We start from the raw sequence: 25,748 nt of genomic DNA, 5'->3' as shown, positions 1-25,748 counted from the left end.
ACGTGCTCAGCCCGCCGTCGCGCTCGCGTCCATGAACAGGACCTCCCACTGGTGGCCGTCGAGGTCGGCGAAGCTCCGCGAGTACATGAACCCCTCGTCCTGCGGCTCGACGACCGGGCTCGCACCCGCGGCGAGGGCCGCGTCCGCGAGGCGGTCGACCTCCGCGCGGCTGTCGGTGCTGAGAGCGTTGATGACCTCGGTCGTCGTGGTCGCGTCGGCGATCGCCTTGGTCGTGAACCGCTGGGCGAACGCCTCGGTGAGGAGCATGACGTAGATGGTGTCGCTGATGACGATGCAGCTCGCGTTCTCGTCCGTGAACTCCTCGTTCACCGAGTATCCGAGAGCCGTGTAGAACCTCTTGGACGCGTCGAGATCGGTGACCGGCAGGTTGACGAAGATCTGGGTGCTCATGAGAAGCCTCCTGAGGAACGAGCGGTGTCGTGTCGTGGGGGCAGACGGCCGCGCTCGCGGGAACTCATCGCTCAGACGAGAACGTCGCCCTCGCGCGCGACGACGCGGCCCCCGGCCACGACCAGCGCGCGCCGCGGTGCGCGCACGACGGCGTCCGGCACGTTCTCGGCGTCGACCAGCACGATGTCCGCGGGCGCACCGACGACGAGGTCGTGCACGTCGCGCCCGACGAACCGGGCCGCGTCGGTGGTGGCGATCCGCGCCGCGGCGACGAGCTCGTCGTCGTGGCGGAACCGCGAGAGCCGCGCGAGCTGTGTCGTGAGCGCGAGCAGGTCGCCCGTGCCGTAGGGGGACCACAGGTCGCGGATCCCGTCGGTCCCGAGCCCGACGGCGACCCCCGCCTCGTGCAGCGCGGGCAGCGGCAGGGGAGCGGCGCCGATCGGCGCGACAGTCGTCATGGTGATGCCGGCCTCGCCCATCGCCGCGACGAGGTCCGCCTGGCGCGCCGCGGGCAGCTGGCCCACCGCGAACCCGTGCGCGACGTTGACCCGCCCCTGCAGCCCGGCGCGGAGCGTTCGGTCGACCATGAGCTCGATCTGGAACGCGCCGAGCTCGCCGCCGTCGTGCAGGTGCACGTCGATCCCGACGCCGCGGCGCTCCGCGATCGCGAAGAGCCCGTCGAGCTGGCCGACGGGGTCGCGGTCGATCGACGCCGGATCGAGACCGCCGACGTGCTCCGCACCCGCGGCCGCCGCCGCGTCGAGCAGGTCGAGGACGCCGGGGCGGCGCAGCACGCCGTCCTGGGGGAACGCGACGATCTCGGCGTGCACCGCACCGCGCAGCTCTGCCAGCGCCTCCCGGACGACCTCGATGCCGCGCAGCCCGAGCCCGAGGTCGACGTCGACGTGGGTCCGGATCGCCGTCGTGCCGTGCCGGACGAGCTCACGCAGGACGGCGAGCGTGACCTCCACGCCGGGGATCCCCAGCTCGTCGCGGTGCGCGCGCTCGTGCGCGATGCGTCCCTGGGTCGTCGCCTCGCCGCCGTAGCTCACCCAGTCCTTGCCCCACCAGCTCTTGTCGACGTGCGCGTGCGCGTTGACCAACCCGGGCAGGGCGAGCAGCCTGCACCCGTCGATCGCGTCCGACGGCGCGGGTGCGGCCGGGTCGTGCGGCGTGACCGCGCTGAACCTGCCGTCCGTGACGTGCAGGTCGACGCGGTCGCCGCCCCACGGCCGCACATCGCGCACGAGTGACACGACCTGGGTGCCGGGAGCGGTGGAAGAGGGGCGGGACTGGTCGGCCGAGGTCATCGGGCGGCTCCGTTCGACGTCGCGGGTGAGGGCGCTCAGACCTCAGGATTCTCCACGACGACCTCGTCGGGCGACTTGTCGCGCCGCCAGCCCTTCCACACGGGGTGGCGCAGCTTGCCGAGCGGGACGTCGTCGGAGTCGTCCTCGCCCGGGCCGGTCCACTCCCCGTACACGACCTCGCCCACGCGTCGCGCCGAGACCCAGCGCGCGTCCGCGGCGTCCTCACGTGGCACGCCCGCGGCGGCGGGCGTGGATCGCTCGATCCTGCCGAGCTCTGCGACGAGGTCGCGCCGCTCGGCGTCGGTGAAGCCCGACCCGACGCGACCGACGTAGACCAGCCGCCCGTCGTCGGGCACCGCGAGCAGGAGCGATCCCACCAGGTGCGACCTGTCCCCGTGCCCGGGCCGCCAGCCCACGACCACGACCTCCTGCGACCGGGTGTGCTTGAGCTTGAGCCACTGCTGCGAGCGCCGCCCGACGAGGTACGTGCTGTCCCGGCGTTTCGCGACGACGCCCTCCAGGCCGAGCTGCTTCGACGTGCCCATCGCCGCGTCGAGGTCGCCGTCGAACGCGGGCGGCACGTGCACCGGGGCGTGTGCCGCACCGAGCAGGTCCTCGAGGATCTCCCGGCGCTCGTCGTACCTCCGCTTGGCGAGCGACCGACCACCCGTCTCGAGCACGTCGAACACCATGAGGTCCACCTGGACCTTGCGCCGCGCGGCCGCGACGTCCGCAGGCTTGGCGATGTTCGCGCGCTGCTGCAGCCGCCGGAAGCTCGGGCGCCCCTGGGCGTCGAGCGCGACGATCTCGCCGTCGAGCACGACCGGCAGCGCCTCGGCAGGCACCTGCTCCGCGACCGCCTGCAGCTCGGGGTACGTGACGGTTATGTCCTTCCCGGACCGGCTGACCAGCCGCACCGACCCGGCGGACACCTCCACGAGCGAGCGGAACCCGTCCCACTTCATCTCGAACGCCCACGCGTCGGCGCCGTCGGCGAAGTCCGACGGGATCCCGGGCGACGCGAGCATCGGCCGCCAGTCGGTTCGCGCCCGTGAGGGCGTCGCGGACGCCGGAGCCGCGGACGACGACGAAGCGGAGGACGGGGAGGAAGCGCCGGGTCGTGGCGGGTCTGGCGGGAGCGGCGAGGAACGAGCCGCGGAGGGAAGACCCGGCGCTTCCTCCCCGTCCTCCGCGCCCCCGCCACCCCGAGCACCCCGGTCCTGCCGCGGGACCATGAGGTGGATGAGCCAGCTGTTCTCCTCGTCCTTACCGCCGCGGCCGCCGGTGTGGATGAGTGCGAGCCGTCGCGTCCCGTGCTGCTCGCCGTGGAGCGTGACGATGACCTCCTCGCCGTCGCGCCACTTCTCGAGCTCGTACGTGCCGGCGTCCCAGATGGTCACCTCGCCGGCGCCGTACTCGCCCTTCGGGATGAACCCTTCGAACGATCCGTAGGCCAGCGGGTGGTCCTCCGTCTGGACCGCGAGGTGGTTCTTCTTCGGGTCCGTCGGCTCACCCTTGGGCAGTGCCCAGCTGACCAGGACGCCGTCGTGCTCGAGGCGGAAGTCCCAGTGCAGGCGTCGCGCGTGGTGCTCCTGGATGACGAAGCTCATGCCCTCGCTCGTCGGGGGGGCGTCGGCCGGCACGGGCTCGGGGGTCTTGGCCGCGTCACGCATCGACCGGTACTTCTCCAGCCGGTCGGCCTGCTCCGTGCGGCCCGACGCCGGACCGCCCTTGCGCTCGAACGTGGCCATGCGCTCGGGCGTGGGCTCGAGGGCGGCGAGATGGCCCGACGTGAGGGCGGTGAGCGGGTCGCCCGTCGCGCGGACGCGTGCGACGACCTCGTCGGCGTCGAGGTGGTGCAGGTCGGGGTCGTCGAGCTCGTCCCACGTGCGCGGCGCGGCGACGGTGGGATGCTCGCGACCCCGCAGCGAGTAGGGCGCGATCGTCGTCTTGTTGCCGTTGTTCTGGCTCCAGTCGAGCAGGACCTTGCCGCCACGCAGCGACTTCTTCATGTCGCTCACGACGAGGTCGGGGTGCTCGGCCTCGAGGTAGCGGGCCAGCTCGTGCGCGACGGCGGACACCGCGGCGGCGTCCTGCGAACCGTCGAGCGCGGCGTACAGGTGGATGCCCTTGGAGCCGCTCGTCACGGGGAACGGGTCCAGGCCCATGCCCTGCAGGATGCGGCGTGCGAACCGGGCGACCTCGGCGCACTCGGGCAGTCCGGCGCCGGGTCCCGGGTCGAGGTCGAGGACCAGTCGGTCCGGGTTCAGGTGCGTCCCCGTGCGACCGAACTGCCACTGCGGCACGTGCAGCTCGAGGGACGCGGTCTGGCCGAGCCACGTCAGGGTCGCGAGGTCGTTCACGAGCACGTAGTCGTTGGCGCTGTGCTTGTGCTCGATGCGACGGGTGCGTACCCACGACGGCATGCCCTGACCGGCGTTCTTCTGGAAGAACACCTGTCCTTCCACCCCGTCCGGCCATCGCTTGCGTGTCGCCGGGCGGTTCGCGCAGTGGGGGAGCATGACGTCGGCGACCGCGGCGAGGTAGGCGAGCACGTCGCCCTTGGTCGTCCCCGTCGCTGGGTAGAGCACCTTGTCGAGGTTGGTGACCTTGAGCCGGTGCCCACCCACGTCGACCGTCTGGCCTGCTGTTCCCGCCATGCGGCCATGGTGGCGCGCGACGTGCGTTCGCGCTCAGCGGAGCGGGTCGAGGGAACTCTCGGCCGTTCCCGCTCGTGAAGACCTGTGGACGTCCGGGCGGGCGTCGCAGGACGAGAGGATGCGCGTGACCGACCAGACGACAGTCGACGAGCCGCTCTCGGCGGTCATGGGTCCGCGGGTCCGGGACTTCCGACGCCTGATGATGACGTACAAGTTCGGTATCGACGAGGTGATGACCAAGATCACCGTCCTGCGCGACGAGTTCCGGCACATCCACGACTACAACCCGATCGAGCACCTCGGGTCGCGGCTCAAGTCGATCGACTCGATCCTCGCCAAGGCGCGGCGCAAGGGCATCCCGCTCACGCCGGACGGCGTGCGGGAGAACATGTTCGACGTCGCGGGCGTGCGCGTGACGTGCAGCTTCGTCTCGGACATCTACCGGGTACGCGACATGATCGTCGGGCAGCGCGACCTGACGGTGCTGGAGGAGCGCGACTACATCGCCCACCCCAAGGGGAACGGGTACAAGAGCCTGCACCTCATCGTCAAGATCCCGGTGTTCCTCTCGGACCGCGTCGAGGACGTCGTGGTCGAGATCCAGCTGCGGACGATCGCGATGGACTTCTGGGCGAGCCTCGAGCACAAGATCTACTACAAGTACCAGCGCGACGTCCCGGGCCATCTCACGGACGCGCTGAAGCTCGCGGCCGACGTCGCAGCGACGCTCGACACGACGATGGAGCGCATCCACGACGAGGTGCGCGGCCTCGACGGCGCGCCGGAGCCGCCCGAGGCGACGGACGACATGGTCTCGCCGCGCGAGATGGTCGAGACGTTCATGCGCACCGCGCAGGTCGCCGACGAAGCGTTCCACGAGCGGCGCCACGACGGCTGAGCTCAGCCGAGCGTCTCGACGCCGATCCGGACGACGTCGCCCACGTCCACCTGCTCCGCGCTGCGCACGGCGGCCTTGACCGGGAGGACGTAGGTCTTGCGTCCGGCGTCGGGGAAGACCGACGTCGACCAGCACGACCCGCCGATCGTCACCCGTACCTTGACCGACCCGAACCCGGCAGGCGGCAGGGGCAGCTCGGCGATCTCGTCGCTGACGTCCTCCGGGAGAGCGGCGAAGACCCAGCTGTCGGTTCGCGCCTCCCAGCGCCACAGCTCGGCCTCGAACTCGAAGCGGGCGCCGACCCCTGGGCCCACCCGTGCCATCTGTCGTCCCCCGTCTGTCCTCACGTCGCCATCATGTCGTGTGCCACCCACAGTCCGCGAGGCCCGAGGGGTCGCGCGCAGGCCCGGCGCGCGCCACCATGGACCGATGAGGGCCATCTGGAAGGGCGCGATCTCGTTCGGGCTCGTGAACGTCCCCGTCAAGGTGTACTCCGCGACGCAGGACCACGACGTGCCGCTGCACCAGGTCCACGACGAGGACGGTGGGCGGATCCGCTACCGGCGCGTGTGCGAGATCGACGGGGAGGTCGTCCCGTACGAGCACATCGCCAAGGCCTACACGGACGGCGAGCAGACGGTGATGCTCACGTCGGAGGACTTCGACGTCCTGCCGGCGGAGCGCAGCCGCGAGATCGAGGTCGTCGAGTTCGTGCCGAGCGACCAGATCGACCCCCTGCTGCTCGACCGCAGCTACTACCTCGAGCCCGACTCCACGTCGAACAAGGCGTACGTGCTCATGCGCCGGACCCTGGAGGAGACCGATCGCACGGCGATCGTGAAGTTCGCGCTGCGCCAGCGCACGCGGCTCGCCGCGCTGCGCGTGCGGGACGACGTGCTCGTCATCCAGACGCTCCTGTGGGCCGACGAGGTGCGGGACGCGGCGTTCCCGTCTCTCGACGACGAGGCGAAGGTCACGGACAAGGAGCTGGCGATGTCGTCCCAGCTCGTCGCGAGCTTCGAGGCGGACTTCGCACCGGAAGAGTACGAGGACGACTACCAGGCGCAGCTGCGACGGCTCATCGACGCCAAGATCGAGCAGGGCGACGCGCTCGAGGTGTCCGAGACCTTCGGCGAGCAGCCGGAGAAGGACGAGGGCGCCGAGGTCATCGACCTCATGGAGGCGCTGCGCAAGTCCGTCGCGTCGTCGAAGAGCTCCAAGGGGGGCTCGTCGGGGTCGAGCGGGACGAAGAAGGGCGGGTCGTCGCGCACGTCGAGCTCGTCGTCGACGTCGTCGAAATCGTCGTCGAGCAGCACCGGGTCGGGGTCGACGGCGAAGAAGTCCTCCTCGGGCTCGGCGAGGAAGAAGCCGGCCAGCACCCGCAAGAAGGCGACGGCCTGAGGCCTGCCGAGGAGGACGACGATGCGAGCGATCATCCCGAGCCTGTGGTTCGACGGGAACCTCGCGGAGGCGATCGAGTTCTACACCGCGCTCTTCCCGGGCACGCGGACCGGGGAGATGCTCCGCCAACCCGACGGCACCGCCGTCGCCGCCGACTTCGAGCTCGCCGGGCAGCGATTCAGCGCGGTCAACGGTGGGCCGCAGTTCCCCTTCACGGAGGCCGTGTCGTTCGTCGTCGAGTGCGAGTCGCAGGACGAGGTGGACCGCTACTGGTCGACGCTCGCCTCCGACGGCGGGCAGGAGTCGCAGTGCGGCTGGCTCAAGGACAGGTTCGGGCTGTCCTGGCAGGTCGTGCCGGTCGAGTTCCTGGACATGATCCAGGATCCCGACGGCGAGAAGGTCCAGCGGGTCGTCGACGTGATGATGACGCAGGGCAAGCTGGAGCTCGGACCGCTCCGCGCAGCGTTCGAGGGCTGAGCTAGCTCCCGGCCCCGCCGGCGGGTCCTGCGCCTCTCGACGACCGCAGCACCACGAGGTCGGCGACGAGCGCGAGCAGCTCGTCGACGTCGTCACCTCGCCGTGGTGCGCGGAACGCGACGTGCTCCCCGTCGTCGCCAGGCCGGTCCGTGGCCCCTGCGACGTCGGCGCTGAGCGCCGCGTGGGCATACAGCCCGTCGCTGAGCAGCACGACCGCGCGCGCGACGACCGGATCGCCGACCTCGTCGAGAACCGTGCGGGTCCAGGCGTCGTGCGCCCCGTCGAGCGCGGCGCGGGCGTGCGGGTACGCGCCCTGCGCGAGGCGCGAGACCGCGAGGTAGACGAGCTCGTACTCGGAGTCGACGACGGTCGAGGTGCGCAGCAGGTAGTCCACGGGCCCGGCGGCTGCCGCCCGCATGGCCTCGACGTCGGCGGCGGTGAGCTCGTCGAGGTGCTCGACGAGCCCGTCGACGAGCGCGTCCTTGGACCCGAAGTGGTACAGCAGCCCGCCCTTGGACACCCCGGCCCGCTCGGCGACGGCGTCGAGCGTCGCGGCCCTCTCGCCGTGCTCCACGAGCAGCGACGCGAACGCGACGAGGACCTTGGCGCGAGCGGCGGGAGGCGGTGGCATGTCGTCGAGCGTAGTGGTGCGCAGGGTCACAGCCGGCTCGGGGCCGTCCCGGGATGACATCCGGCACGTCGCGTCGTTACTATACCGTCTGGACGGTTGGAAGTTCGGCGCCACCGCGCACGCCCCGCCGCCCGTCGTACGTGGAAGGAATCGCTGTGACGGCGACACACCTGCCGACGGCACCGGCCCGCACCCCAGCACCCAGGCCGGAAGCCGGAGCACGAAGACGCTGGCTCGCGCTCGCCGTGCTCATGCTCCCGGTGCTGCTCGTGTCGATCGACAACACCGTGCTCAGCTTCGCGCTGCCGCAGATCTCGGAGGCCCTGCGCCCGTCCGGGACCCAGCTGCTGTGGATCATCGACGTCTACCCGCTCGTGCTCGCGGGCCTGCTCGTGCCGATGGGCTCGTTCGCCGACCGGGTCGGTCGGCGTCGCCTGCTGCTCGTCGGTGCCGTCGGGTTCGCGGCGGTCTCCGTCGTGGCGGCCTACGCACCGAGCGCGGGGGCCCTCGTCGCGTCGCGCGCGGCGCTCGGCTTCTTCGGTGCCATGCTCATGCCGTCGACGCTGTCGCTGCTGCGCAACGTCTTCACCGACCGCCAGGAGCGCCGTCTGGCCATCGCGATCTGGGCGTCGGCGTTCGCCGGCGGCGCCGCGCTCGGCCCGATCGTGGGCGGGTTCCTGCTCGAGCACTTCTGGTGGGGTTCGGTCTTCCTGCTGGCCGTCCCCGTGCTGGTCGTCCTGCTCGTCCTCGCGCCGATCTTCGTGCCCGAGTCGCGCGACCCCGCACCGGGCAGGATCGACCCCCTGTCGATCGTGCTCGTCATGGCGACCATGACCCCCGTCGTCTACGGCATCAAGTCCCTCGCCAAGGACGGCATGAGCGTGCTCGGGGTGGCGGGCGTCGTCGTCGGTCTCGTGGCGGGGACGTCGTTCGTCCGGCGCCAGCTGCGCCGGCCCGACCCGATGCTCGACGTGCGCCTGTTCACCCGTCGCGCCTTCTCCGGCGCGGTGCTCGTCAACCTGCTGTCGGTGTTCTCGCTCGTCGGGTTCTTGTTCTTCGTCTCCCAGGACGTCCAGCTCGTCCTGGGGCTCTCGCCGATGCAGGCCGGGCTCGCGCTGCTCCCGGGTCTGACGGTGATGGTGACGGCCGGACTGCTTGTCGTCCGCGTCGTGCGGCGGGTGCGGCCCGCGCACGTCGTCGCCGTCGCGCTCACGTGCTCGGCCACCGGGTACGCGATCGTCGCCCTCGGGGGCGGCGGGAGCGGGCTGTGGCTGCTCGTCGTGGCGTTCGCGGTCCTCTCGCTCGGGGTCGGTGCGGCGGAGACCGTGTCGAACGACCTCATCGTCTCCTCCGTCCCGCCGGAGCAGGCGGGCGCCGCGTCGGCGATCTCGGAGACCGCCTACGAGGGCGGCTCGGTGCTCGGCACGGCCGTGCTCGGCAGCATCCTCACCGCGTCCTACCACGCGAACGTGGTCGTCCCCGCGGGCGTCCAGGACGCCGACGCGGCGGCAGCCGCCGAGACGCTCGGTGGTGCGACGCAGGTCGCGCAGACCCTGCCGACCGCACAGTCGCAGGCGTTGCTCGACTCCGCCCACGCGGCGTTCGGCAGCGGGGTCGGCGTGACCTCGCTCATCGGGCTCGTGCTCATGCTGGGAGCGGCCGTGCTCGCCCTCGTGACGCTGCGGGACGCGCGCGCGTGACCCGGCGCGCACGACGCCCCCGGGAGCGCACGCGGGTTGGCGGGCGGGGGGCGGATCGGCAAAGGTGGTGCCGATGACCACTTCCCGCCGCATCCCGCCCCGGTGGCTCCGACGCACGCTCGTCGTGATCGCCCTGCTGTTCCCGTGCGTCCTGTGGGGTGTGACGTCGGCGCAGGTCGACGCCGGGCTCGGTCCCCACGAGGCGCGGTACGACGTCACGACGAGCGGGCTCGTCGTCCTCGACTTCGGGCCGCTCGGGACGTTGCAGATCGACTCGCCCCTGCCGCTGCGCCTCGGCGTCCTCGTCACGGTCGAGGAGATCCCCGCCGACCTCACGGCCGTGGGCCAGGCCGAGAGCCTCGACAGCCTGTCGCACGACCTCGACGCCTACCTGGCGTTCTTCGCGTCGCCCGGGACGACGATCTCGGCGGTCGCGCACGACCTGGTCGTCGACGCGCTGCGGCGGACCGCACTCGCCGTGCTGCTGGTCGGGGCGGGGTCGGCGGGGCTGGTGCTCCTGCTCGGCGCCGCACGGCGACGGGAGGTCTCGGCGGCCCTGGCGCCGCGTACCTACGAGATCACGGCCGGGCTGCTCGTCGTGGTCCTCGTCGGTGCGACCCTCACCGGGAGCGACCCGGACTCGACGGGGGGCACGTCGCGCCCGGCGTCGGCCGTCTTCGCCGGGACGCCTCTGGAGGGTGCGCGCATCACCGGACGGCTCGGGGGGATCGTCGACACGTACGGGTCCATCGCGCTCGACCTGCTGCGCGAGAACGACGAGTTCTACGCGGAGGCCGACGCCAACCTCGCCACGGCCTGGGACCGCCGCGCGGCGATCCAGGACGTCCTGGCAGCGTCCGCGGACCCCCCGGGCCCCGGCGGGTCGACGGACACCCCGGCGGGACCGGGCCCAGCCGCGGAGAACGACGCGCCCACGGGCGACCCCACCGACGAGAGCACCGGTGCGGACGGCACCGACCCCTCCCCGGAGGAGGACGACGACGAGGACGGGGCCGCGGGCCAGGACGGGGCCGCGGCCCAGGACGAGGGCGGGGACCGGGGCGAGGACGGGGCGACGTCTGGCGCGACCACGACGCCGGACGACGAGCTCGTGACGCTCCTGATGATCAGCGACCTGCACTGCAACACCGGCATGACCCCGCTCATCCGGACCGCCGCCGAGCGTTCCGGGGCGAGCATCGTCCTCAACGCCGGCGACACGACCATGAACGGGACAGGGGTGGAGTCGTTCTGCGTCGACTCGTTCGCCTCCGCGGTCCCGCAGGGCGTGCAGACGGTCGTGGCGGACGGCAACCACGACAGCGTCGAGACGGCGCAGCAATGGCGCTCGAACGGGGCGATCGAGCTCGACGGCTCGGTCGTGGACGTCGAGGGCATCCGCATCCTCGGCGACCGCGACCCGTTGGAGTCACGGATCGGCGAGGGCAGCAAGCCGGCGCGGGAGGAGACGCCGGCGCAGTACGCGGCCCGTCTCGCGGACACCGCGTGCGAGCTGCAGGAGAGCGGCGACCCGATCGACCTCATGATGATCCACACCCCGCGGATGGGGAACGACGCGCTCGACTCCGGGTGCGTCCCCTCGCTGCTCGCCGGCCACATGCACACCCGCGACGGCCCGGACCCGTACGGCTACGGCGTGCGGTACGTGAGCGGGAGCACCGCGGGCGCGGTCGCCGACCAGCTGCGGATCGGCCCGCTCAAGGGCACGGCGGAGATGACGGTGCTGCGCTTCGACCCGGTCGAGCGGCGGATCGTCGACTGGCAGCTCGTGCAGGTCGCGACCGATGCGACCGCGAAGGTGTGGCCTCGCATCGCGTGGCCCCGCCCGGTCGCGCCCGGCGACGAGGAGAACCAGCCCGGCGACGAGTCGCTCGGGACCGAGGCGGGCACGGAGACGGGTACGGACGCGCCGACGGCTCCGGCGACGTCGACCGAGGAACCGGCCGGCGACGAGTAGTGCGCCCGGTCGCGGCCCGGGCGCGCGTCGGTCTGCGGTCCGCGCGAGGCGCCGAGGCATCATGGTGCCCATGAGCAGGTCCTCGCGCTGGATCGTCGTCGTGGTCGTCCTCGCGCTGGTCGCCGTCCTGCTCGCGCCGTTCGTCTGGTCGCAGATCACGGAAGGCAAGGCGCCGCCGCCTCTGGGTCTGGAGACGTCCGGGACACCCACCGACAGCGTCGAGGACCCTGCCCCCGGGCCCTTCGAGGTCGACGGGACGTGGGTCGTGGCGGGCGGCTCCGAGGCGGGGTACCGCGTCCACGAGACCGGATCGGGGGCGTCGGGGGATCCTGTGGTCGCGACCACCGCCGACGTCGGCGGGCACGTCGTCGTCCGTGGCGGCGAGGCGCAGAGCGCAGAGATCACCACGCAGACCGCCGGCGTGACGACCGGGGACGCCGCGCTCGACCGCGCCTACCGGGAGGCGCTCGAGGTGGAGGCCTACCCGAGCGTGATCTTCACGCTCACCGCCCCGGTGGACGTCAGCGAGCTGGAGCGCACGACCGAGCCGGTGGTGCTCGAGGCGCGCGGCACCCTCACCGTGCGCGACGTGACGATCCCGGTCGAGGCGTCCGTCGAGGCGCAGCGCTCCGGTGACGGCCTCCAGGTCAGCGCTGCAGTCCCCGTCACGCTCACCGAACTCGGCGTCAGCGTGCCGCCGGAGTCCGCGGTCCCGGTCGACGACGACGCGACGGTCGAGGTCCGGCTGCAGCTCGAGCACGCCACCCAGCCCGGAGACGGGTCCTGAGCCCGCGCCCCGGGCGGGCCGTCGCCGTGAACTAGGGTGGTCGCGTGGACCACCCCGCCGACCTCACGCCCGTGGGCCAGGACTACCTGAAGGTCGTCTGGTCCGCCCAGGAATGGTCGCAGGACCCGGTGACGACCAAGCTCCTCGCGGCGCGCATGGGCGTCGGCGCGTCCACGGTCTCGGAGACCGTCCGCAGGCTCAGCGCGCAGGGGCTGCTGGAGCACGCGCCCTACGGGGCCATCGAGCTGACGGAGCGCGGCCGGGCCCTGGCCCTGGCGATGGTGCGCCGGCACAGGTTGCTCGAGACGTACCTCGTCTCGGAGCTGGGGTACGGGTGGGACGAGGTCCACGACGAGGCCGAGGTGCTCGAGCACGCGGTCTCCGACCTCATGATCGAGCGGATCGACGCCAGGCTCGGTCACCCGACGCGCGACCCGCACGGCGACCCGATCCCGACGCCGTCCGGCGAGCTCGACAGCCCGCCTGCGGTGGCGCTGTCCGACCTCGCGGCGGGCGAGGGTGCCGTCGTCGTACGCATCTCCGACGCCGACCCGGACGTCCTGCGATACCTGGCCGAGCTCGGGGTCGGGCTGGACACCCACGTGGAGGTCACGGAACGACGCGAGTACGCGGGGACGGTGACCCTGCGGTGGTCGGGGTCGTCGAGCGCCCAGCTCGGCCTGCGGGCTGCCGAGCACGTGTGGGTCGTGCGCGGGAGCGACCCGACCGCCTAGACTGTCGGCGTACCCCGATCTTCCGTCGTCATCGTCGCCGACGTTCCTCGAATCGATTCGATGCCTCTCGGCCCGACGACCGGAGACCCTCATGACCGACCCGGCACGGCCCGCGCCGTCCGCCACCCCCGCCCTCCTGGCGCTCGCCATGGGCGGGTTCACCATCGGTACGACCGAGTTCGCGACGATGGGCCTGCTGTCCGACATCGCGGCCGACCTGCAGGTGTCGATCCCCACGGCCGGGAACGCGATCACGGCCTACGCGGTCGGCGTGGTCGTCGGCGCGCCGCTGCTCACCGTGCTCGCGGCCCGGCTGCCGCGCAAGCAGCTCCTCCTCGCGCTCATGGCGTTCTACTCCGTCGCCAACGTGCTGTCCGCGACCGCGGGAAGCATCGACACACTCGTCGCCGGTCGCTTCCTCGCCGGGCTGCCGCACGGTGCCTTCTTCGGCGTGGGCGCGGCCGTGGGTGCCGCCGTCGTCGGCCCGGGGCGTCGTGGGCACGCCGTCGCGATGATGATGACCGGGCTGACGGTCGCGAACGTCGTCGGCGTGCCGCTGTCGACGTTCGTCGGGCAGCAGCTCGGGTGGCGTGCGGCGTTCGTGCTCGTGGGTCTGCTCGGGCTCGTGACCCTCGCGGCGCTGTGGTGGCTCGTGCCGGCCGACGCCGGCCGCGAGGTCTCGAGCGTGCGGCGCGAGCTCGGCGCGCTGCGCAACGCACCCCTGTGGATCGGGTTCGTCGCCGCCGCGGTCGGGTTCGGCGGCATGTTCGCCGTGTACTCCTACGTCGAACCGACGATCACTCGCGCCACGGGTCTCTCGTCAGGTGCGGTGCCGCTGGTGCTCGCGGTCTTCGGCGTCGGGATGACCGTGGGGACGCTCGTCGGCGGCCGGCTCGCGGACCGGTCCGTGATGCGGACCGTGTACCTCGGTTTCGGCTCGACCGCGGCGACGCTCGCGCTCTTCGCGCTGACGGGGGAGCACCCCGTCCCCGCCGTGCTCGCGCTGTTCCTGCTCGGCGTCACGTCCCAGGTGCTGGGGCTCGCGCTCCAGACGCGACTCATGGACCTGTCTCCGGCGACCCCGTCTCTCGGCGCCGCGCTGTGCCACTCCGCGCTGAACGTCGGCAACGCCAACGGTGCCTTCCTCGGTGGCCTCGTCATCGCCGGTGGATGGGGCTATCTCGCGCCGGCCTGGACGGGTGTCCTGCTCACGCTCGCCGGCCTGGCGATCATCCTCGTCGCAGGGCGCCGACCCGCCGGTGTCGTCGTCTCCACCGACGCCGCTCCCGTGACGGCTCAGCGGCTTCCCAGCGAGTCGCGATAGGTTGTCGGCACCGCGCCCAGGGCGCGTCCAGCCAGCGTCGGCGACGAGCCGAGGATCCCCGAGGAGCATCCCCGTGAGCAAGAGCGCCACCTCCGGTGCGGACGTCACGACCGACGTCGACGACCCGAGCCTCGCGGACGTCGCCGGGACCCGAGGACTCGGTCCGCGCACGATGGGTGTGCTGCTCGTCGTGCTCGGCACGATCGGCCTCGTGGCCTCGGCCGCCCTGACGATCGAGCGGTACCTCACGCTCATCGACCCCGGGCACGTGCTGTCCTGCAGCCTCAACGTGTTCATCGACTGCGGCGCGGCGATGGGGTCCTGGCAGGGCTCGCTCCTGGGCTTCCCGAACCCGGTCCTCGGGGTCGCAGCCTTCCCCGTCGTGATCACGACCGGTGTCGTCCTGCTGGTCGGAGCCAGGCTGCCCCGCTGGTACTGGCTCTCGCTCCTGGCGGCGACGACGGTCGCCCTCGGCCTCGTCGTCTTTCTCGTCTGGACGAGCCTGTACGCGCTGGTCGCGCTGTGCCCCTACTGCATGGTCGTGTGGGCCGTGGTGTGGCCGCTGTTCTGGTACCAGCTCGTCCACGCGCTGCAGGAGGGCCACCTGCCCGCCGGCGCGGGAGCGCGCCGCACGCTCGTCGGGAACCGGCACATCTTCGTCGCGATCGGGTACGTCGCGCTCGTCGCCTGGGTGCTGCTCGTCATGGGCCCGCACCTCGCGGCGAGCCTCTGACGGGCACCTGCCTCGGGCGGGCCCGGGCCTACCGCTGGTCGTAGCCAGGCTGCGGGGGCTGCTGGCCGTACGGCTGCGGCTGCCCGTGCCCGGGCTGTCGGTCCTGCGGGCCCTGCTGGGGCCGGTGCGCCGCCGCGGACGCCTGGTGCGCGGACTGGGTCGTCGCACCCGGCTGCCCGGCGGCGATCGGGTGCGCGACCACCGCGGTGCCGTACGCGCAGATCTCCGAGAAGGACTGCGCGATGTCTCCCGTGTCGAAGCGCATGCCGATCACGGCGTTCGCGCCCCGGCGCGTGGCCTCCTCGACCATGCGGTGCATGACCTCCTGGCGGGACTCGTACACGAGCTTCGTGTACTCCTTCACCTCGCCCCCGCCCATGGCGCGGAAGCCGGCGACGAAGTTCGCGCCGATGTTCGCGCTGCGGACGGTCATGCCCATCACCTCGCCCAGGACCGCGTCGATGCGGTAGCCCGGGACGTCATTCGTCGTCACGACAATCATGGGGCGCATCCTGCCACGGAACGAGACCGCGCCGTGATGTCGCTCACGAGAGTGCACCACCGTCGACGGCAGCAGCGGCCCGGTCGGACCGGACCCCGACCTCGGTAGACTCGGCGGCGTGACGATTCCTGACACCACCGAGACGCACGCACACGACGCGGCGGCCCCCGCGGGGGCCCCGGCACACCGGTACACGCCGGCGCTCGCGGAGCAGATCGAGCTCAAGTGGCAGGACCGGTGGGAGGAGCGCGGCACGTTCTACGCCGCGAACCCGACGGGCGCGCTCACCGACGGGCACGGTGACGGCCCGCAGGGCGTGAGCCCCTTCTTCATCATGGACATGTTCCCGTACCCCTCGGGCGCCGGGCTGCACGTCGGGCACCCGCTCGGATTCATCGCGACCGACGTCGTGGGTCGGTTCCGGCGCATGTGCGGTGAGAACGTCCTGCACGCCATGGGTTTCGACGCCTTCGGCCTGCCGGCCGAGCAGTACGCCGTCGCGACCGGGGAGCACCCGCGGTCCGTGACCGAGCGCAACATGGCCACGTACCGCCGCCAGCTGCGGCGGATGGGGCTGGCGCACGACCCGCGGCGTTCGTTCGCCACGATCGACAGCGACTACGTGCGCTGGACGCAGTGGATCTTCCTGCAGATCTTCGACTCCTGGTACGACCCGGACGCGCAGCGGCCCGACGGCGGACGCGGGCGCGCCCGGCCCGTCGCGGAGCTCGAGGCCGAGTACGCCGCCGGCACCCGGCCGCTGCCCGGCGGCGTGGACGGCGTGGAGCCCGGCGCGACCTGGTCGACGCTCACGCCGGTGCAGCGCCGCGCCGTCGTCGACTCCCAGCGGCTCGCGTACGTCGACGAGTCCCCGGTGAACTGGGCGCCCGGGCTGGGCACGGTCCTCGCCAACGAGGAGGTCACCGCGGACGGTCGTTCCGAGCGCGGCAACTTCCCGGTCTTCCAGCGCACGCTGCGCCAGTGGAAGATGCGCATCACCGCCTACGCGGACCGGCTCGTCGACGACCTGGACCTCATCGACTGGCCCGAGAAGGTCGTGGCGATGCAGCGCAACTGGATCGGCCGCAGCGACGGCGCGCTCGTGCGCTTCGCCGTGCTCGGGGCCGCTGACGGCGCGAACGACGTGGCGACCGAGGCGGGCTCGCAGGTCGAGGTCTTCACGACCCGCCCCGACACCCTGTTCGGCGCGACGTTCATGGTCGTGGCCCCGGAGCACCCGCTCCTCGACGAGGTCCCGACGCACTGGCCCGACGGGACGTCGTCGGCGTGGACCGGCGGGCACGCCTCGCCCGTCGAGGCCGTCGCCGCCTACCGGCGCGAGGCGGCGGCGAAGACCGCCGTCGAGCGTCAGGCCGACGCGGGCAAGAAGACCGGCGTGTTCACCGGTCACCTCGCGGTCAACCCCGTCGACGGCGAGACGATCCCGGTCTTCACCGCCGACTACGTGCTCATGGGGTACGGCACCGGCGCGATCATGGCCGTCCCCGGCGGGGACGAGCGTGACTTCACGTTCGCCGAGGCGTTCGGTCTCCCGGTCGTGCACACCGTGCGCCCGGCGGACGGTTTCCCCGACGGCTTCCACGGCGCCTGGACCGGGGACGGCGAGATCGTCGCGTCCTCGAACGACGAGGTCTCGCTCGACGGTCTCGACGTCGCGACGGCGAAGCGTTCGATCGTCGACTGGCTCGTCGCGAAGGGCCGGGGAGAGGCCACGACGACCTACCGCCTGCGCGACTGGCTGTTCAGCCGCCAGCGTTACTGGGGCGAGCCGTTCCCGATCGTGTGGGACGCCAACGACCAGCCGGTCGCGATCCCGGACGCGCTGCTGCCCGTCGACCTGCCCGACGTCCCGGACTACGCGCCGCGCACGTTCGCGCCCGACGACGCCGGGTCGTCGCCCGAGGCGCCGCTCGGTCGCAACGAGGACTGGGTCGACGTCACGCTGGACCTGGGCGACGGACCGCGGGCGTACCGCCGCGACACGAACACGATGCCCAACTGGGCCGGCTCGTGCTGGTACTACCTGCGCTACCTGGACCCGTCCTGGGCCGGTTCCGCGGCGGACGGCGCCACCGTGGTCGACCCGGAGCTCGAGCGCTACTGGATGGGCCCGGAGCACAACGCGAGCGCAGGTCGTGCGGGCGGCGTCGACCTCTACGTCGGCGGTGTCGAGCACGCCGTGCTGCACCTGCTGTACGCGCGGTTCTGGCACAAGGTGCTCTTCGACCTGGGCCACGTGTCGAGCGTCGAGCCGTTCCACCGCCTGTTCAACCAGGGCTATGTCCAGGCGTACGCGTTCACGGACTCGCGCGGTCAGTACGTGCCGGCCGCCGAGGTGTCGGAGGAGCCCGCGGCCGACGGGTCCGGCGAGGTCGTCTACCGCTGGGGCGGCGAGGTCGTGCAGCGGGAGTACGGGAAGATGGGCAAGTCCCTGAAGAACGTCGTGACGCCCGACGACATGTACGGCGAGTACGGCGCGGACACGTTCCGCGTCTACGAGATGTCGATGGGGCCGCTCGACCTGTCGAGACCGTGGGACACCCGTGCCGTCGTCGGGTCGCAGCGGTTCCTGCAGCGGCTGTGGCGCAACGTCGTGAGCGAGGACACCGGGGAGGCGACCGTCACCGACGAACCTGCCGAGCCCGCCACCCTGCGCGCGGTGCACCACGCGATCGCGGACGTGCGCGTCGAGATGGAGCACATGCGACCCAACACCGCGATCGCGAAGCTCATCACGCTCAACAACCACCTGACGTCGCTCGACCGGGTCCCGCGCGAGGCGGTGGAGCCGCTCGTCCTCATGACGGCGCCCGTGGCACCGCACCTCGCGGAGGAGCTCTGGGAGCGGCTGGGTCACGAGGGCTCGCTCGCGCACGAGCCCTTCCCGACGGCGGACCCCCAGTACCTCGTCGAGGACACCGTGACGTGCGTCGTGCAGGTCAAGGGCAAGGTGCGGGGTCGGCTCGAGGTCCCGCCGTCGATCTCCGACGAGGACCTGACGGCTGCCGCGCTCGCCGAGCCGAACGTGGTCCGGGCGATCGACGGTGCGGACGTGCGCAGGGTGATCGTCCGTGCGCCCAAGCTCGTCAACGTGGTGATCTGACGCCTGATGGTGGACCCGACGAGCTCGCGGCACGTCCACGTCGTCACGGACTCCACGGCATCGCTCCCCGCTGCACCGACGGCGGGGCTGGACGTCGTCCCGCTCCACGTCGTGGTCGAGGACGAGACGTTCCGCGAAGGCGTCGACATCGGGCCCGACGAGGTGGCGGCGTACCTGTCCGACGGTCGGCGCGTCTCGACCTCGCAACCGTCGCCGGGCGCCTTCGCGGCGGCCTACGACCGGGCGGCGCGGGACGGAGCGCTCGAGATCGTCTCGGTGCATCTCTCCGGTGACCTGTCCGGCACCGTCCATGCGGCCGCGCTCGCCGCGAGCCGGGCTCCGGTGCCCGTGCGCGTCGTCGACTCGCGCACGGTCGCCATGGGCCTCGGCTTCGCTGCGATCGAGGCCGCGGTCGCGGCGGCCGCCGGTGCGGACGCGGAGGAGGTCGCACGGCGCGCGCTGGACGTCGCCGACTCCAGTCGGTCGATCTTCTGCGTCGACTCGCTCGAGCACCTGCGCCGTGGTGGCCGGATCAGCGCGGCCGCGGCGACGTTCGGCACGGTCCTGGGCGTGCGGCCGCTGCTCGCGGTGCGCGACGGGCGCATCGAGGTGGTCCAGAAGGTGCGGACCCGGGCCGCCGCCGTCGAGCGGATGACGACCGTCGCGGTCGAGTCGGCCGGCCGGCGGCAGGCACCCGCGCTGGCCGTCCACCACGCGGGAGACCCGGACGGCGCCACGCGCTTCGCGACCGAGCTCACCCGGCGCTGCGGTCTCGACGTGGTGGTCTCTCCGGTCAGCGCGGTCCTCGGCGCGCACGTCGGCCCGGGGGCGCTGGCCGTCGTCGTCGCGGACCTCGCGGCGGGGGAGCGAGCGGACACGTGCGCGTGACGCGGAGGACCTGAGCGGGCGGAGCAGAAGGTTCCTGGCCGTCCACAGGTCGATGCGGCGGCCGTGTCCTCCACAGGCTCAGCACCGCAGGGGCCGCGCCCGTCGTGAGGTCCCTACCGTCCGGTGCGTGAGCACACCACGCCACCACCCGGGAGCCCGACGACCGCGGCCGAGCAGCGACCCGGTGGCACGACGTCGCCTGCGGGCCCTGACGGCGGGAGGACCGGTCACGCGCGGCGGTGCCCCCGTGCTGGCCTGGCACCCCGAAACTGCGCCGCACGACCCCGTGCCGCCGGACGACCCCGGGCCGCAGCACGACCCGTCGGGCTGGGTGCCGGGCCGACCGGGCGAGGAGTCGGCGGAGGGCGCGGGAGAGGGCACGGGTTCGGCCACGGAAGCGGCCGCGACGTCCGCGGGCGTGCCGGTCGAGGGAACCGCGGCCCAGGTGCGCCGCCGCGCCGCCGAGCGGGTGGCGCAGGCCTATGCGGCCACGCACGGGCACCCGACGACGCACGCCGGGTTCGCCCCTCCCCAGGAGGAGGTGACGCGCAGGTGGGCGGTCGCGCCGCGGGTCGCGGTCGCGGCGCTCGTCGTCGTGCTCGGCCTCGGGGCAGTGTGCGCGGCGGTCGCGCTCACGGGCGACGGCGCAGAGGTCCGGACCGTCGCCCCGGTCGGCGAGCCGGCGCCGTCCGCACAGACCTCGGTCGCTGCGAGCGCCCGGTCCGGGGAGGAGTCCGCGGACGACGACGAGAGCGCCGCCGGAGCCGTCGTGCCGGACGGGTCCGACGGCTCTGCCGGGTCGCCGGTGCCGGACGCGCCGGACGCGGCCGGCGTCGTCGTCCACGTCGTCGGGCAGGTGGCGAGCCCGGGTCTCGTGGCGGTCCCCGAGGGAGCACGGGTCGCGGACGCGATCGACGCGGCGGGTGGGGCCGGGCCAGAGGCGGACCTCGCGGCCCTCAATCTCGCGCGCCCGGTGAGCGACGGCGAGCAGATCGTCGTGCCCCGACCCGGCGAGACCGTCGTCGCGGCCCCGGCGACGGGTGGTGGGTCGGACGGTGCGCCACCGGGCGCCGATCCCGTCGTCGACCTGAACACGGCCGACGCCGCGGCGCTCGAGGCCCTGCCGGGGGTCGGTCCGGTCCTCGCGGGACGCATCGTGCAGTGGCGGACCGACAACGGCCCGTTCACGGCGGTCGAGGAGCTGGGGGAGGTGAGCGGGATCGGCCCGGCGGTCCTCGCCGACGTGCGCGACCGCGTGCGCGTATGACCGACCTCCGCCTCGCCCCGGCCGCGCTGACCGTCTGGGCGGCGGCCGCGATCGCGGTCGGCGCGCGACCGGCCCCCGTCCTCGTGGCGTCCGCGGTCTGCGCCGTGCTCCTGGCGGCCCTGCTGTGCCTCGACCGCCGTCGTGCGGTCCGGCGGTCTCGCTCCGGTGGCACCACCGCCGGTGCCCGCCCGGGTGCCGTGGGCGGCGCGGCGCTGCTCCTGGTCGGCTGCCTGACGGCGGTCCTCGTCTCTGCCGGGGCGCAGCTCGCGTCCCGTTCGACGGCGGGTCTCGACGGGCTGGCGCGGACCGGGGCCACGGCGACGGTGACGGCGACGGTCCGGTCGGGGGTCGTGCCCCGGACGAACCCGTGGTCCGGGGCCGCGGACCAGCACGAGGTGCGCGTCGAGCTGCGGGGTCTCGAGGCCCGGGGTGTCCGCACGACGACCCGCGGTCCCCTCACGGTGGTCGGTGCCGGGCAGGGCTGGGCGGACGTCCGGTACGGCGGTCTCGTGACGGCCACGGGACGCCTCGGCGTGCAGGGGGACCGGACGGTGCTCCGGGTCGATGCAGCTCCCCGGACCGTGCGGGCACCCCCGGTGCTCCTGCGGGCGGTGGAGTCGATGCGCAGCGACCTGCTCGCCGCGACGGACCCCCTGGACGCGCAGGCGCGCGGCCTCGTCCCCGGAGTCGCGATCGGGGACACGACCCGGCTCGACGACGACCTCGACGACGCGATGCGCACGACGTCGCTCACCCACGTCACGGCCGTGTCCGGAGGGCACTTCGCGATCGTCGTCGCGTGCGTCGCCGGGACGTGCGTGGCGTTGCGAGCACCGCGCTGGGCACGGGTGGGCATCACGGCGCTCGCGACGGCGGGCTTCGTGCTGCTCGTCCACCCGGAACCGAGCGTCGTCCGCGCCGCGGCGATGGGGGCCGTCGGGCTCGCCGGGCTCGCGCTCGGTCGGCCCTCACGGGCGATCACGGCGCTGTCGGCCGCCGTCGTCGTCCTCGTGGTGGCCGACCCGTGGCTCGCCCGGTCCTACGGCTTCGTCCTGTCCGTCGCGGCGACCGCCGGGCTCGCGCTGGGAGCCGCACCCCTCGCGCGGGCGCTCGCCGCGTGGTGCGGGCGGGTGCTCGCGCACGCGATCGCCCTGCCCGTCGCCGCGCAGGCGGCGTGCGCGCCGGTCCTCGTCCTGCTCGACCCGTCCGTCAGCGCGTACGCGGTGCCCGCGAACCTGCTCGCCGCGCCGGCGCTCGCACCCGCCACGCTCCTCGGGGTGCTCGCGACACTCGTCGCCCCGTCCGCACCCGGGACCGCGACCGTCGTCGCCTGGCTCGCCGGGCGGTGCACGTGGTGGATCGCGACCGTCGCGCGCTTCTTCGCGGACCTGCCCGGCGCCCGGCTCCCCTGGCCGGGCGGGTGGGGCGGGCTCGTGCTGCTCGCGGCCCTGACTGCGACGGCCGTCGGCCTGTGCGCGTGGCTGCGCCGACGGTCCGGCGCCCCGCAGGTCGACATGAGCACCGGCCGCCGACCCCGGCCCGTCGTTCTCCTCGCGGCCGCGCTCGTGCTGGGGCTGGTCCTCGGCGGGCTCCACGCGGCGCGGACCGTCCGAGATCGCGGGGGCGTGCCGGGAGACTGGGTGGTCGTCGCCTGCGACGTCGGCCAGGGTGACGCGCTGGTGCTGCGCTCGGGACCCGGGTCGGCCGTCGTCGTGGACGTCGGACCGGCCGGGGACGCTGCCTCCCGCTGCCTCGACCTCCTCGGCGTGCGGCGCGTGGACCTGCTCGTGCTCAGCCACTTCCACGCCGATCACGTGGGTGGGCTCGAGCCGGTCCTCGCCGGGCGCACCGTGCAGCGCGCCCTGGTCACCGGTGCCCGCGATCCGGTGCACCAGGCCGATCAGACGCTGGCCGCCCTCGACGCCGCGCGGGTCCCGGTCGAGGTGCCCGAGCCCGGGGAGTCCGGGACGGTCGGCCCCGGTTCGGTCCGCTGGCAGGTGCTGCAGGTCGGTGCGCAGGGGCAGGAGGCGAACGACGCGAGCATCGCGCTGCGGGTCGAGGTGGAGGGGGTCGACGTCGTCGCGCTGGGCGACCTGGAGGACGCCGGGCAGGGGGCGCTCGCCGCAACCCTCGACGCCCCCGGGGGCGTCGCCGCCGTCGACGTGGTCAAGGTCGCCCACCACGGGTCCAGCGTGCAGTCCGACCGGCTCGCACGACTGCTCTCGCCCTCGGTGGCGCTCGTGAGCTCGGGGGAGAACACCTACGGGCACCCGACCGACCGCGCCCTCGACCTGTACCGCTCGGGCGGGGCGACGGTGCTGCGCACGGACCTGTGCGGGCCGGTCGTGCTCGTGGTGCGCGGCGACGAGCTGGGCGTCGCGGGCTGCCCGTGAGGCAGGAAGCAGGGCGTCGGCGGTCCGTGGCAGGCTGTGCCCATGCCCGCCACGCAGTCCAGGTCCGCAGCAGCGTCCCGCTCCGCGGGACCGTCGACGTCGTGGGACGACGTGCGGCTCGCGCCGGTCGTCCTCGTGCAGGGCCCCGAGTCGCTGCTCGCCGAGCGGGCCGTGGACGCGCTCGTCGACCTCGCGCGCGAACGCGATCCTCAGGTCGAGAAGATCGCGCTGGAGGGCGCGTCCTATCAGGCAGGGTCGCTCTCCGTCGCGACCAGCCCGTCCTTGTTCGGCGAGGCGAAGATCGTCGTGGTCGGCGGGGCGGAGGCTGCGACCGAGGAGCTCGTCGCCGACGTCACCGCCTACGTCCCGGTCGCCGACCCGGGCACCACGGTCGTCGTGGTGCACGGCGGGGGTGTGCGGGGGAAGCGGATGCTCGACGCGATCCGCGCGAGCGGGGCACCGGTCGTCCTTGCCGAGGCGATCAAGAAGGACTCTGACAAGGTCGCGTTCGTCACGGCGGAGTTCCGCCGTGCCCGGCGGCGGATCGACGCGTCGGGCGTCCGAGCGCTCGTCGAGGCGCTGGGGACGGACCTGCGAGAGCTCGCCGCGGCGTGCGGACAGCTGGTGACCGACACCGAGGGCACGGTCACCGAACAGGTCGTGGACCGCTACTACGGCGGGCGGGTCGAAGCCACCGGGTTCCGGGTCGCAGACGCAGCTGTCGCGGGGAGCACGGGCGAGGCGGTCGCGCTGCTGCGCCATGCGCTCGCGACGGGCGCCGACCCGGTGCCGCTCGTCGCCGCACTGGCCATGAAGCTGCGCGCGCTGGCGAAGGTCGGGGCGGCGCGGGGCCGCGGGTCGGCGTCGGCGAAGGACCTGGGCATGGCGCCCTGGCAGGTGGACCGCGCGCGCCGCGAGCTGGCCGGCTGGACGCCGGAGGGTCTGGCGACCGCGATCAGCGCGGTCGCGCAGGCCGATGCCGAGGTCAAGGGCGCCGGGCGGGACCCGGTGTTCGCCGTCGAGCGAGCCGTCCTGACGATCGCCCGGTCGCACGGCCGCTGACCGGCGCAGGAGGAGTGCGGTCGGCCGGGAGGACGCCGGTCGCCGTCCGCGGATCCTCGTCGCTGCCCGCGCGCGGCTCGGCACGCACGAGGGGCGCCGACCCGTGCGGGTCGGCGCCCCTCGTGGAGAGACGGTGTCGCCTCAGCGGCGACACGTCGTTCAGAGCGCGGCGACGGCCTTCGCGAGAGCCGACTTGCGGTTCGCGGCCTGGTTCTGGTGGACGACGCCCTTCGAGACAGCCTTGTCGAGCTTGCGCGAGGCGGCCTGGAGCGCGGTGTTCGCCACGTCCTTGTCGCCCGCGGCGACGGCCTCGCGCACGCGGCGCACGTACGTCTTGAGCTCGGACTTGACCGCCTTGTTGCGCAGGCGAGCCTTCTCGTTCGTGCGGATGCGCTTGATCTGGGACTTGATGTTTGCCACGTGTGCACTTTCTGGTGTGTTCGCCGGAGCGAGCGGATAGGTCGTAGAGGGCGGCTCCAGCTCCGGGACTGGGGTGGGGAACCCGTGGTGAGGTGCTGGAGCGGTGCCCGCCGACCTGGGCGGACACGCGAGCCACTACGGTACCAGCCCGGAACCGCTCGGATCCAGTCGCATCCCGACGGGCTCCGCGCCGGAGGCGCCGGGTAGAAGCGCACGGTCTCTCGGGTCCGCCTCAGCGGTGCGCGGCGATCCCCGCGACGACACGGTCGAACACCGACCGCCCGACCACGGCCCCCTCGCGCCGGACCCGCGCGGGGTCGATCCGCACCACCCGGTCGAGGCGCACCTCGCTGTCCCGACCGCGCGAGTCCCACGCTCCCGAGCCGATGTCGAGCCAGTAGCGACCCCACCGGGCCTCGTCCTGCGCGTCCCGCGAGTGGTCCTTGCTGGTCAGCATCACGGCGAGCAGCCACGGCCCGTCGGTCCCGACGAGCAGCACCGGCCGGTCCTTGCCCTGGGCGTGGTCCTCCTCGTAGGGCACCCACGTCCAGACGATCTCACCGGGGTCCGGGGAGCCGTCGAGCCGTGGCGCGTACCGGGGTCGCACCGTGCCCGGGTAGTCACCGGGGTAGCTCCCGGCAGCCGTGCGCGACGTCGTCGCCCGGCGCCCCGGGGTCGTCGTCCGGTTCCTGCCGCCGGCAGGTCGTCCGGCGGGGCGGGTGGTGCCACGCACGAGGGCGCGTGCCGCGGCGGCGAGTCGTCCGAGCCATCGTGTGCCTGCCACGCCCGCAATCTACACGGGGGACACACCTGCCCTCGTGCCGTTACGCGGCGGACACACGCACGTGATGCGCCCGCATCGCGACCCGCCTAGCGTGCGGTCAGTGTCAGGGTGACGGTGCCGCTTCGCGGTGGTTGGGTCCTGTCACCGGGGTGTCTGACTCTTAGCGTGGCTGCCTTCGTGGCTTGCATGTGAATTGTCGACACCCGGTGGGAGGACCGGCCGGCGTGACTTGATAGGAGCGTGGCATCGCCCCCGACTGAGGTT

Annotated in this window: 22 protein-coding genes; 14 read left to right on the top strand and 8 right to left on the bottom strand. The window is 73.3% G+C overall.

Annotated features, from left to right (window positions below):
• Positions 1-6 precede the first annotated feature (6 nt).
• The 3 genes from IF651_RS17095 to IF651_RS17085 all read right to left on the bottom strand — a co-directional run bounded on the left by IF651_RS17095 (position 7) and on the right by IF651_RS17085 (position 4,381).
• Positions 7-411 (bottom strand): VOC family protein, encoded by a 405-nt coding sequence (locus IF651_RS17095; protein WP_191830334.1) that lies wholly within the window; start codon positions 409-411, stop codon positions 7-9.
• A gap of 71 nt (positions 412-482) precedes the next feature.
• Positions 483-1,721: an amidohydrolase gene (locus tag IF651_RS17090; protein WP_191830333.1), complete on the bottom strand. Its 1,239-nt coding sequence runs from the start codon at positions 1,719-1,721 to the stop codon at positions 483-485.
• Between the two features lie 35 nt (positions 1,722-1,756).
• A complete protein-coding gene (locus IF651_RS17085; protein ID WP_191830332.1) occupies positions 1,757-4,381 on the bottom strand; it encodes an ATP-dependent DNA ligase in 2,625 nt (874 codons plus the stop codon).
• Positions 4,382-4,499: 118 nt separating this feature from the next.
• Between IF651_RS17085 and IF651_RS17080 the strand changes: the two genes are divergently transcribed.
• Entirely contained in the window at positions 4,500-5,279 is a 780-nt protein-coding gene (locus IF651_RS17080) for a GTP pyrophosphokinase (RefSeq protein WP_422110506.1), read from the top strand.
• Between the two features lie 2 nt (positions 5,280-5,281).
• On the opposite strand, the gene IF651_RS17075 is transcribed toward IF651_RS17080, so the two are convergent.
• Positions 5,282-5,593 (bottom strand): DUF1905 domain-containing protein, encoded by a 312-nt coding sequence (locus IF651_RS17075; protein WP_338404036.1) that lies wholly within the window; start codon positions 5,591-5,593, stop codon positions 5,282-5,284.
• 115 nt (positions 5,594-5,708) lie between these two features.
• Here IF651_RS17075 and ku point away from each other — a divergent pair, with 115 nt between their 5' ends.
• Both ku and IF651_RS17065 read left to right on the top strand, forming a co-directional pair.
• Entirely contained in the window at positions 5,709-6,680 is a 972-nt protein-coding gene (gene ku, locus IF651_RS17070) for a non-homologous end joining protein Ku (protein WP_191830331.1), read from the top strand.
• Positions 6,681-6,701: 21 nt separating this feature from the next.
• Positions 6,702-7,157, top strand: a complete 456-nt coding sequence (locus IF651_RS17065) for a VOC family protein (RefSeq protein ID WP_191830330.1) — start codon at positions 6,702-6,704, stop codon at positions 7,155-7,157.
• 1 nt (position 7,158) lies between these two features.
• On the opposite strand, the gene IF651_RS17060 is transcribed toward IF651_RS17065, so the two are convergent.
• Positions 7,159-7,788 carry a TetR/AcrR family transcriptional regulator gene (locus IF651_RS17060; protein WP_191830329.1) on the bottom strand — a complete coding sequence of 210 codons (630 nt, stop codon included), beginning with the start codon at positions 7,786-7,788 and terminating at the stop codon, positions 7,159-7,161.
• Positions 7,789-7,943: 155 nt separating this feature from the next.
• Between IF651_RS17060 and IF651_RS17055 the strand changes: the two genes are divergently transcribed.
• The 6 genes from IF651_RS17055 to IF651_RS17030 all read left to right on the top strand — a co-directional run bounded on the left by IF651_RS17055 (position 7,944) and on the right by IF651_RS17030 (position 15,044).
• Positions 7,944-9,488, top strand: coding sequence for an MFS transporter (locus IF651_RS17055; RefSeq protein ID WP_422110505.1), 1,545 nt, complete (start codon positions 7,944-7,946; stop codon positions 9,486-9,488).
• A 73-nt stretch (positions 9,489-9,561) separates the two neighbouring features.
• A complete protein-coding gene (locus IF651_RS17050; RefSeq protein WP_191830327.1) occupies positions 9,562-11,466 on the top strand; it encodes a metallophosphoesterase family protein in 1,905 nt (634 codons plus the stop codon).
• 70 nt (positions 11,467-11,536) lie between these two features.
• Entirely contained in the window at positions 11,537-12,253 is a 717-nt protein-coding gene (locus IF651_RS17045) for a YceI family protein (RefSeq protein WP_191830326.1), read from the top strand.
• 44 nt (positions 12,254-12,297) lie between these two features.
• The gene (locus IF651_RS17040) at positions 12,298-12,987 is read left to right on the top strand and encodes an iron dependent repressor, metal binding and dimerization domain protein (RefSeq protein ID WP_191830325.1); all 690 of its coding nucleotides are present in this window, start codon (positions 12,298-12,300) and stop codon (positions 12,985-12,987) included.
• 91 nt (positions 12,988-13,078) lie between these two features.
• Positions 13,079-14,311 carry an MFS transporter gene (locus IF651_RS17035; RefSeq protein ID WP_191830324.1) on the top strand — a complete coding sequence of 411 codons (1,233 nt, stop codon included), beginning with the start codon at positions 13,079-13,081 and terminating at the stop codon, positions 14,309-14,311.
• 73 nt (positions 14,312-14,384) lie between these two features.
• A complete protein-coding gene (locus IF651_RS17030; RefSeq protein WP_338404035.1) occupies positions 14,385-15,044 on the top strand; it encodes a vitamin K epoxide reductase family protein in 660 nt (219 codons plus the stop codon).
• Positions 15,045-15,072: 28 nt separating this feature from the next.
• On the opposite strand, the gene IF651_RS17025 is transcribed toward IF651_RS17030, so the two are convergent.
• Positions 15,073-15,546 (bottom strand): YbjQ family protein, encoded by a 474-nt coding sequence (locus IF651_RS17025; protein ID WP_191830323.1) that lies wholly within the window; start codon positions 15,544-15,546, stop codon positions 15,073-15,075.
• A 124-nt stretch (positions 15,547-15,670) separates the two neighbouring features.
• On the opposite strand from IF651_RS17025, the gene leuS reads away from it, so the two are divergent.
• The 5 genes from leuS to holA all read left to right on the top strand — a co-directional run bounded on the left by leuS (position 15,671) and on the right by holA (position 24,280).
• Complete coding sequence (gene leuS / locus IF651_RS17020) at positions 15,671-18,670, top strand: leucine--tRNA ligase (protein WP_191830347.1); 3,000 nt, start codon at positions 15,671-15,673, stop codon at positions 18,668-18,670.
• 9 nt (positions 18,671-18,679) lie between these two features.
• Positions 18,680-19,558 carry a DegV family protein gene (locus IF651_RS17015; protein WP_422110504.1) on the top strand — a complete coding sequence of 293 codons (879 nt, stop codon included), beginning with the start codon at positions 18,680-18,682 and terminating at the stop codon, positions 19,556-19,558.
• Positions 19,559-19,685: 127 nt separating this feature from the next.
• Positions 19,686-20,825, top strand: coding sequence for a helix-hairpin-helix domain-containing protein (locus tag IF651_RS17475; protein WP_338404034.1), 1,140 nt, complete (start codon positions 19,686-19,688; stop codon positions 20,823-20,825).
• Positions 20,822-23,218, top strand: a complete 2,397-nt coding sequence (locus tag IF651_RS17005) for a ComEC/Rec2 family competence protein (protein ID WP_191830321.1) — start codon at positions 20,822-20,824, stop codon at positions 23,216-23,218. The genes IF651_RS17475 and IF651_RS17005 overlap by 4 nt, the downstream gene beginning before the upstream one ends.
• 42 nt (positions 23,219-23,260) lie before the next feature.
• Positions 23,261-24,280 (top strand): DNA polymerase III subunit delta, encoded by a 1,020-nt coding sequence (gene holA, locus IF651_RS17000; RefSeq protein WP_191830320.1) that lies wholly within the window; start codon positions 23,261-23,263, stop codon positions 24,278-24,280.
• Positions 24,281-24,439: 159 nt separating this feature from the next.
• Here holA and rpsT read toward each other — a convergent pair whose 3' ends face one another.
• Both rpsT and IF651_RS16990 read right to left on the bottom strand, forming a co-directional pair.
• Positions 24,440-24,700 (bottom strand): 30S ribosomal protein S20, encoded by a 261-nt coding sequence (gene rpsT, locus IF651_RS16995; protein ID WP_191830319.1) that lies wholly within the window; start codon positions 24,698-24,700, stop codon positions 24,440-24,442.
• A gap of 232 nt (positions 24,701-24,932) precedes the next feature.
• Entirely contained in the window at positions 24,933-25,484 is a 552-nt protein-coding gene (locus IF651_RS16990; RefSeq protein WP_191830318.1) for a type II toxin-antitoxin system PemK/MazF family toxin, read from the bottom strand.
• Between the last annotated feature and the right edge of the window lie 264 nt (positions 25,485-25,748).

Source organism: Cellulosimicrobium arenosum (genome assembly GCF_014837295.1).
GTDB lineage: Bacteria > Actinomycetota > Actinomycetes > Actinomycetales > Cellulomonadaceae > Cellulosimicrobium > Cellulosimicrobium arenosum.
Note: the sequence above shows the minus strand (reverse complement) of the source record. Positions and strands in the feature narration are given on the sequence as shown.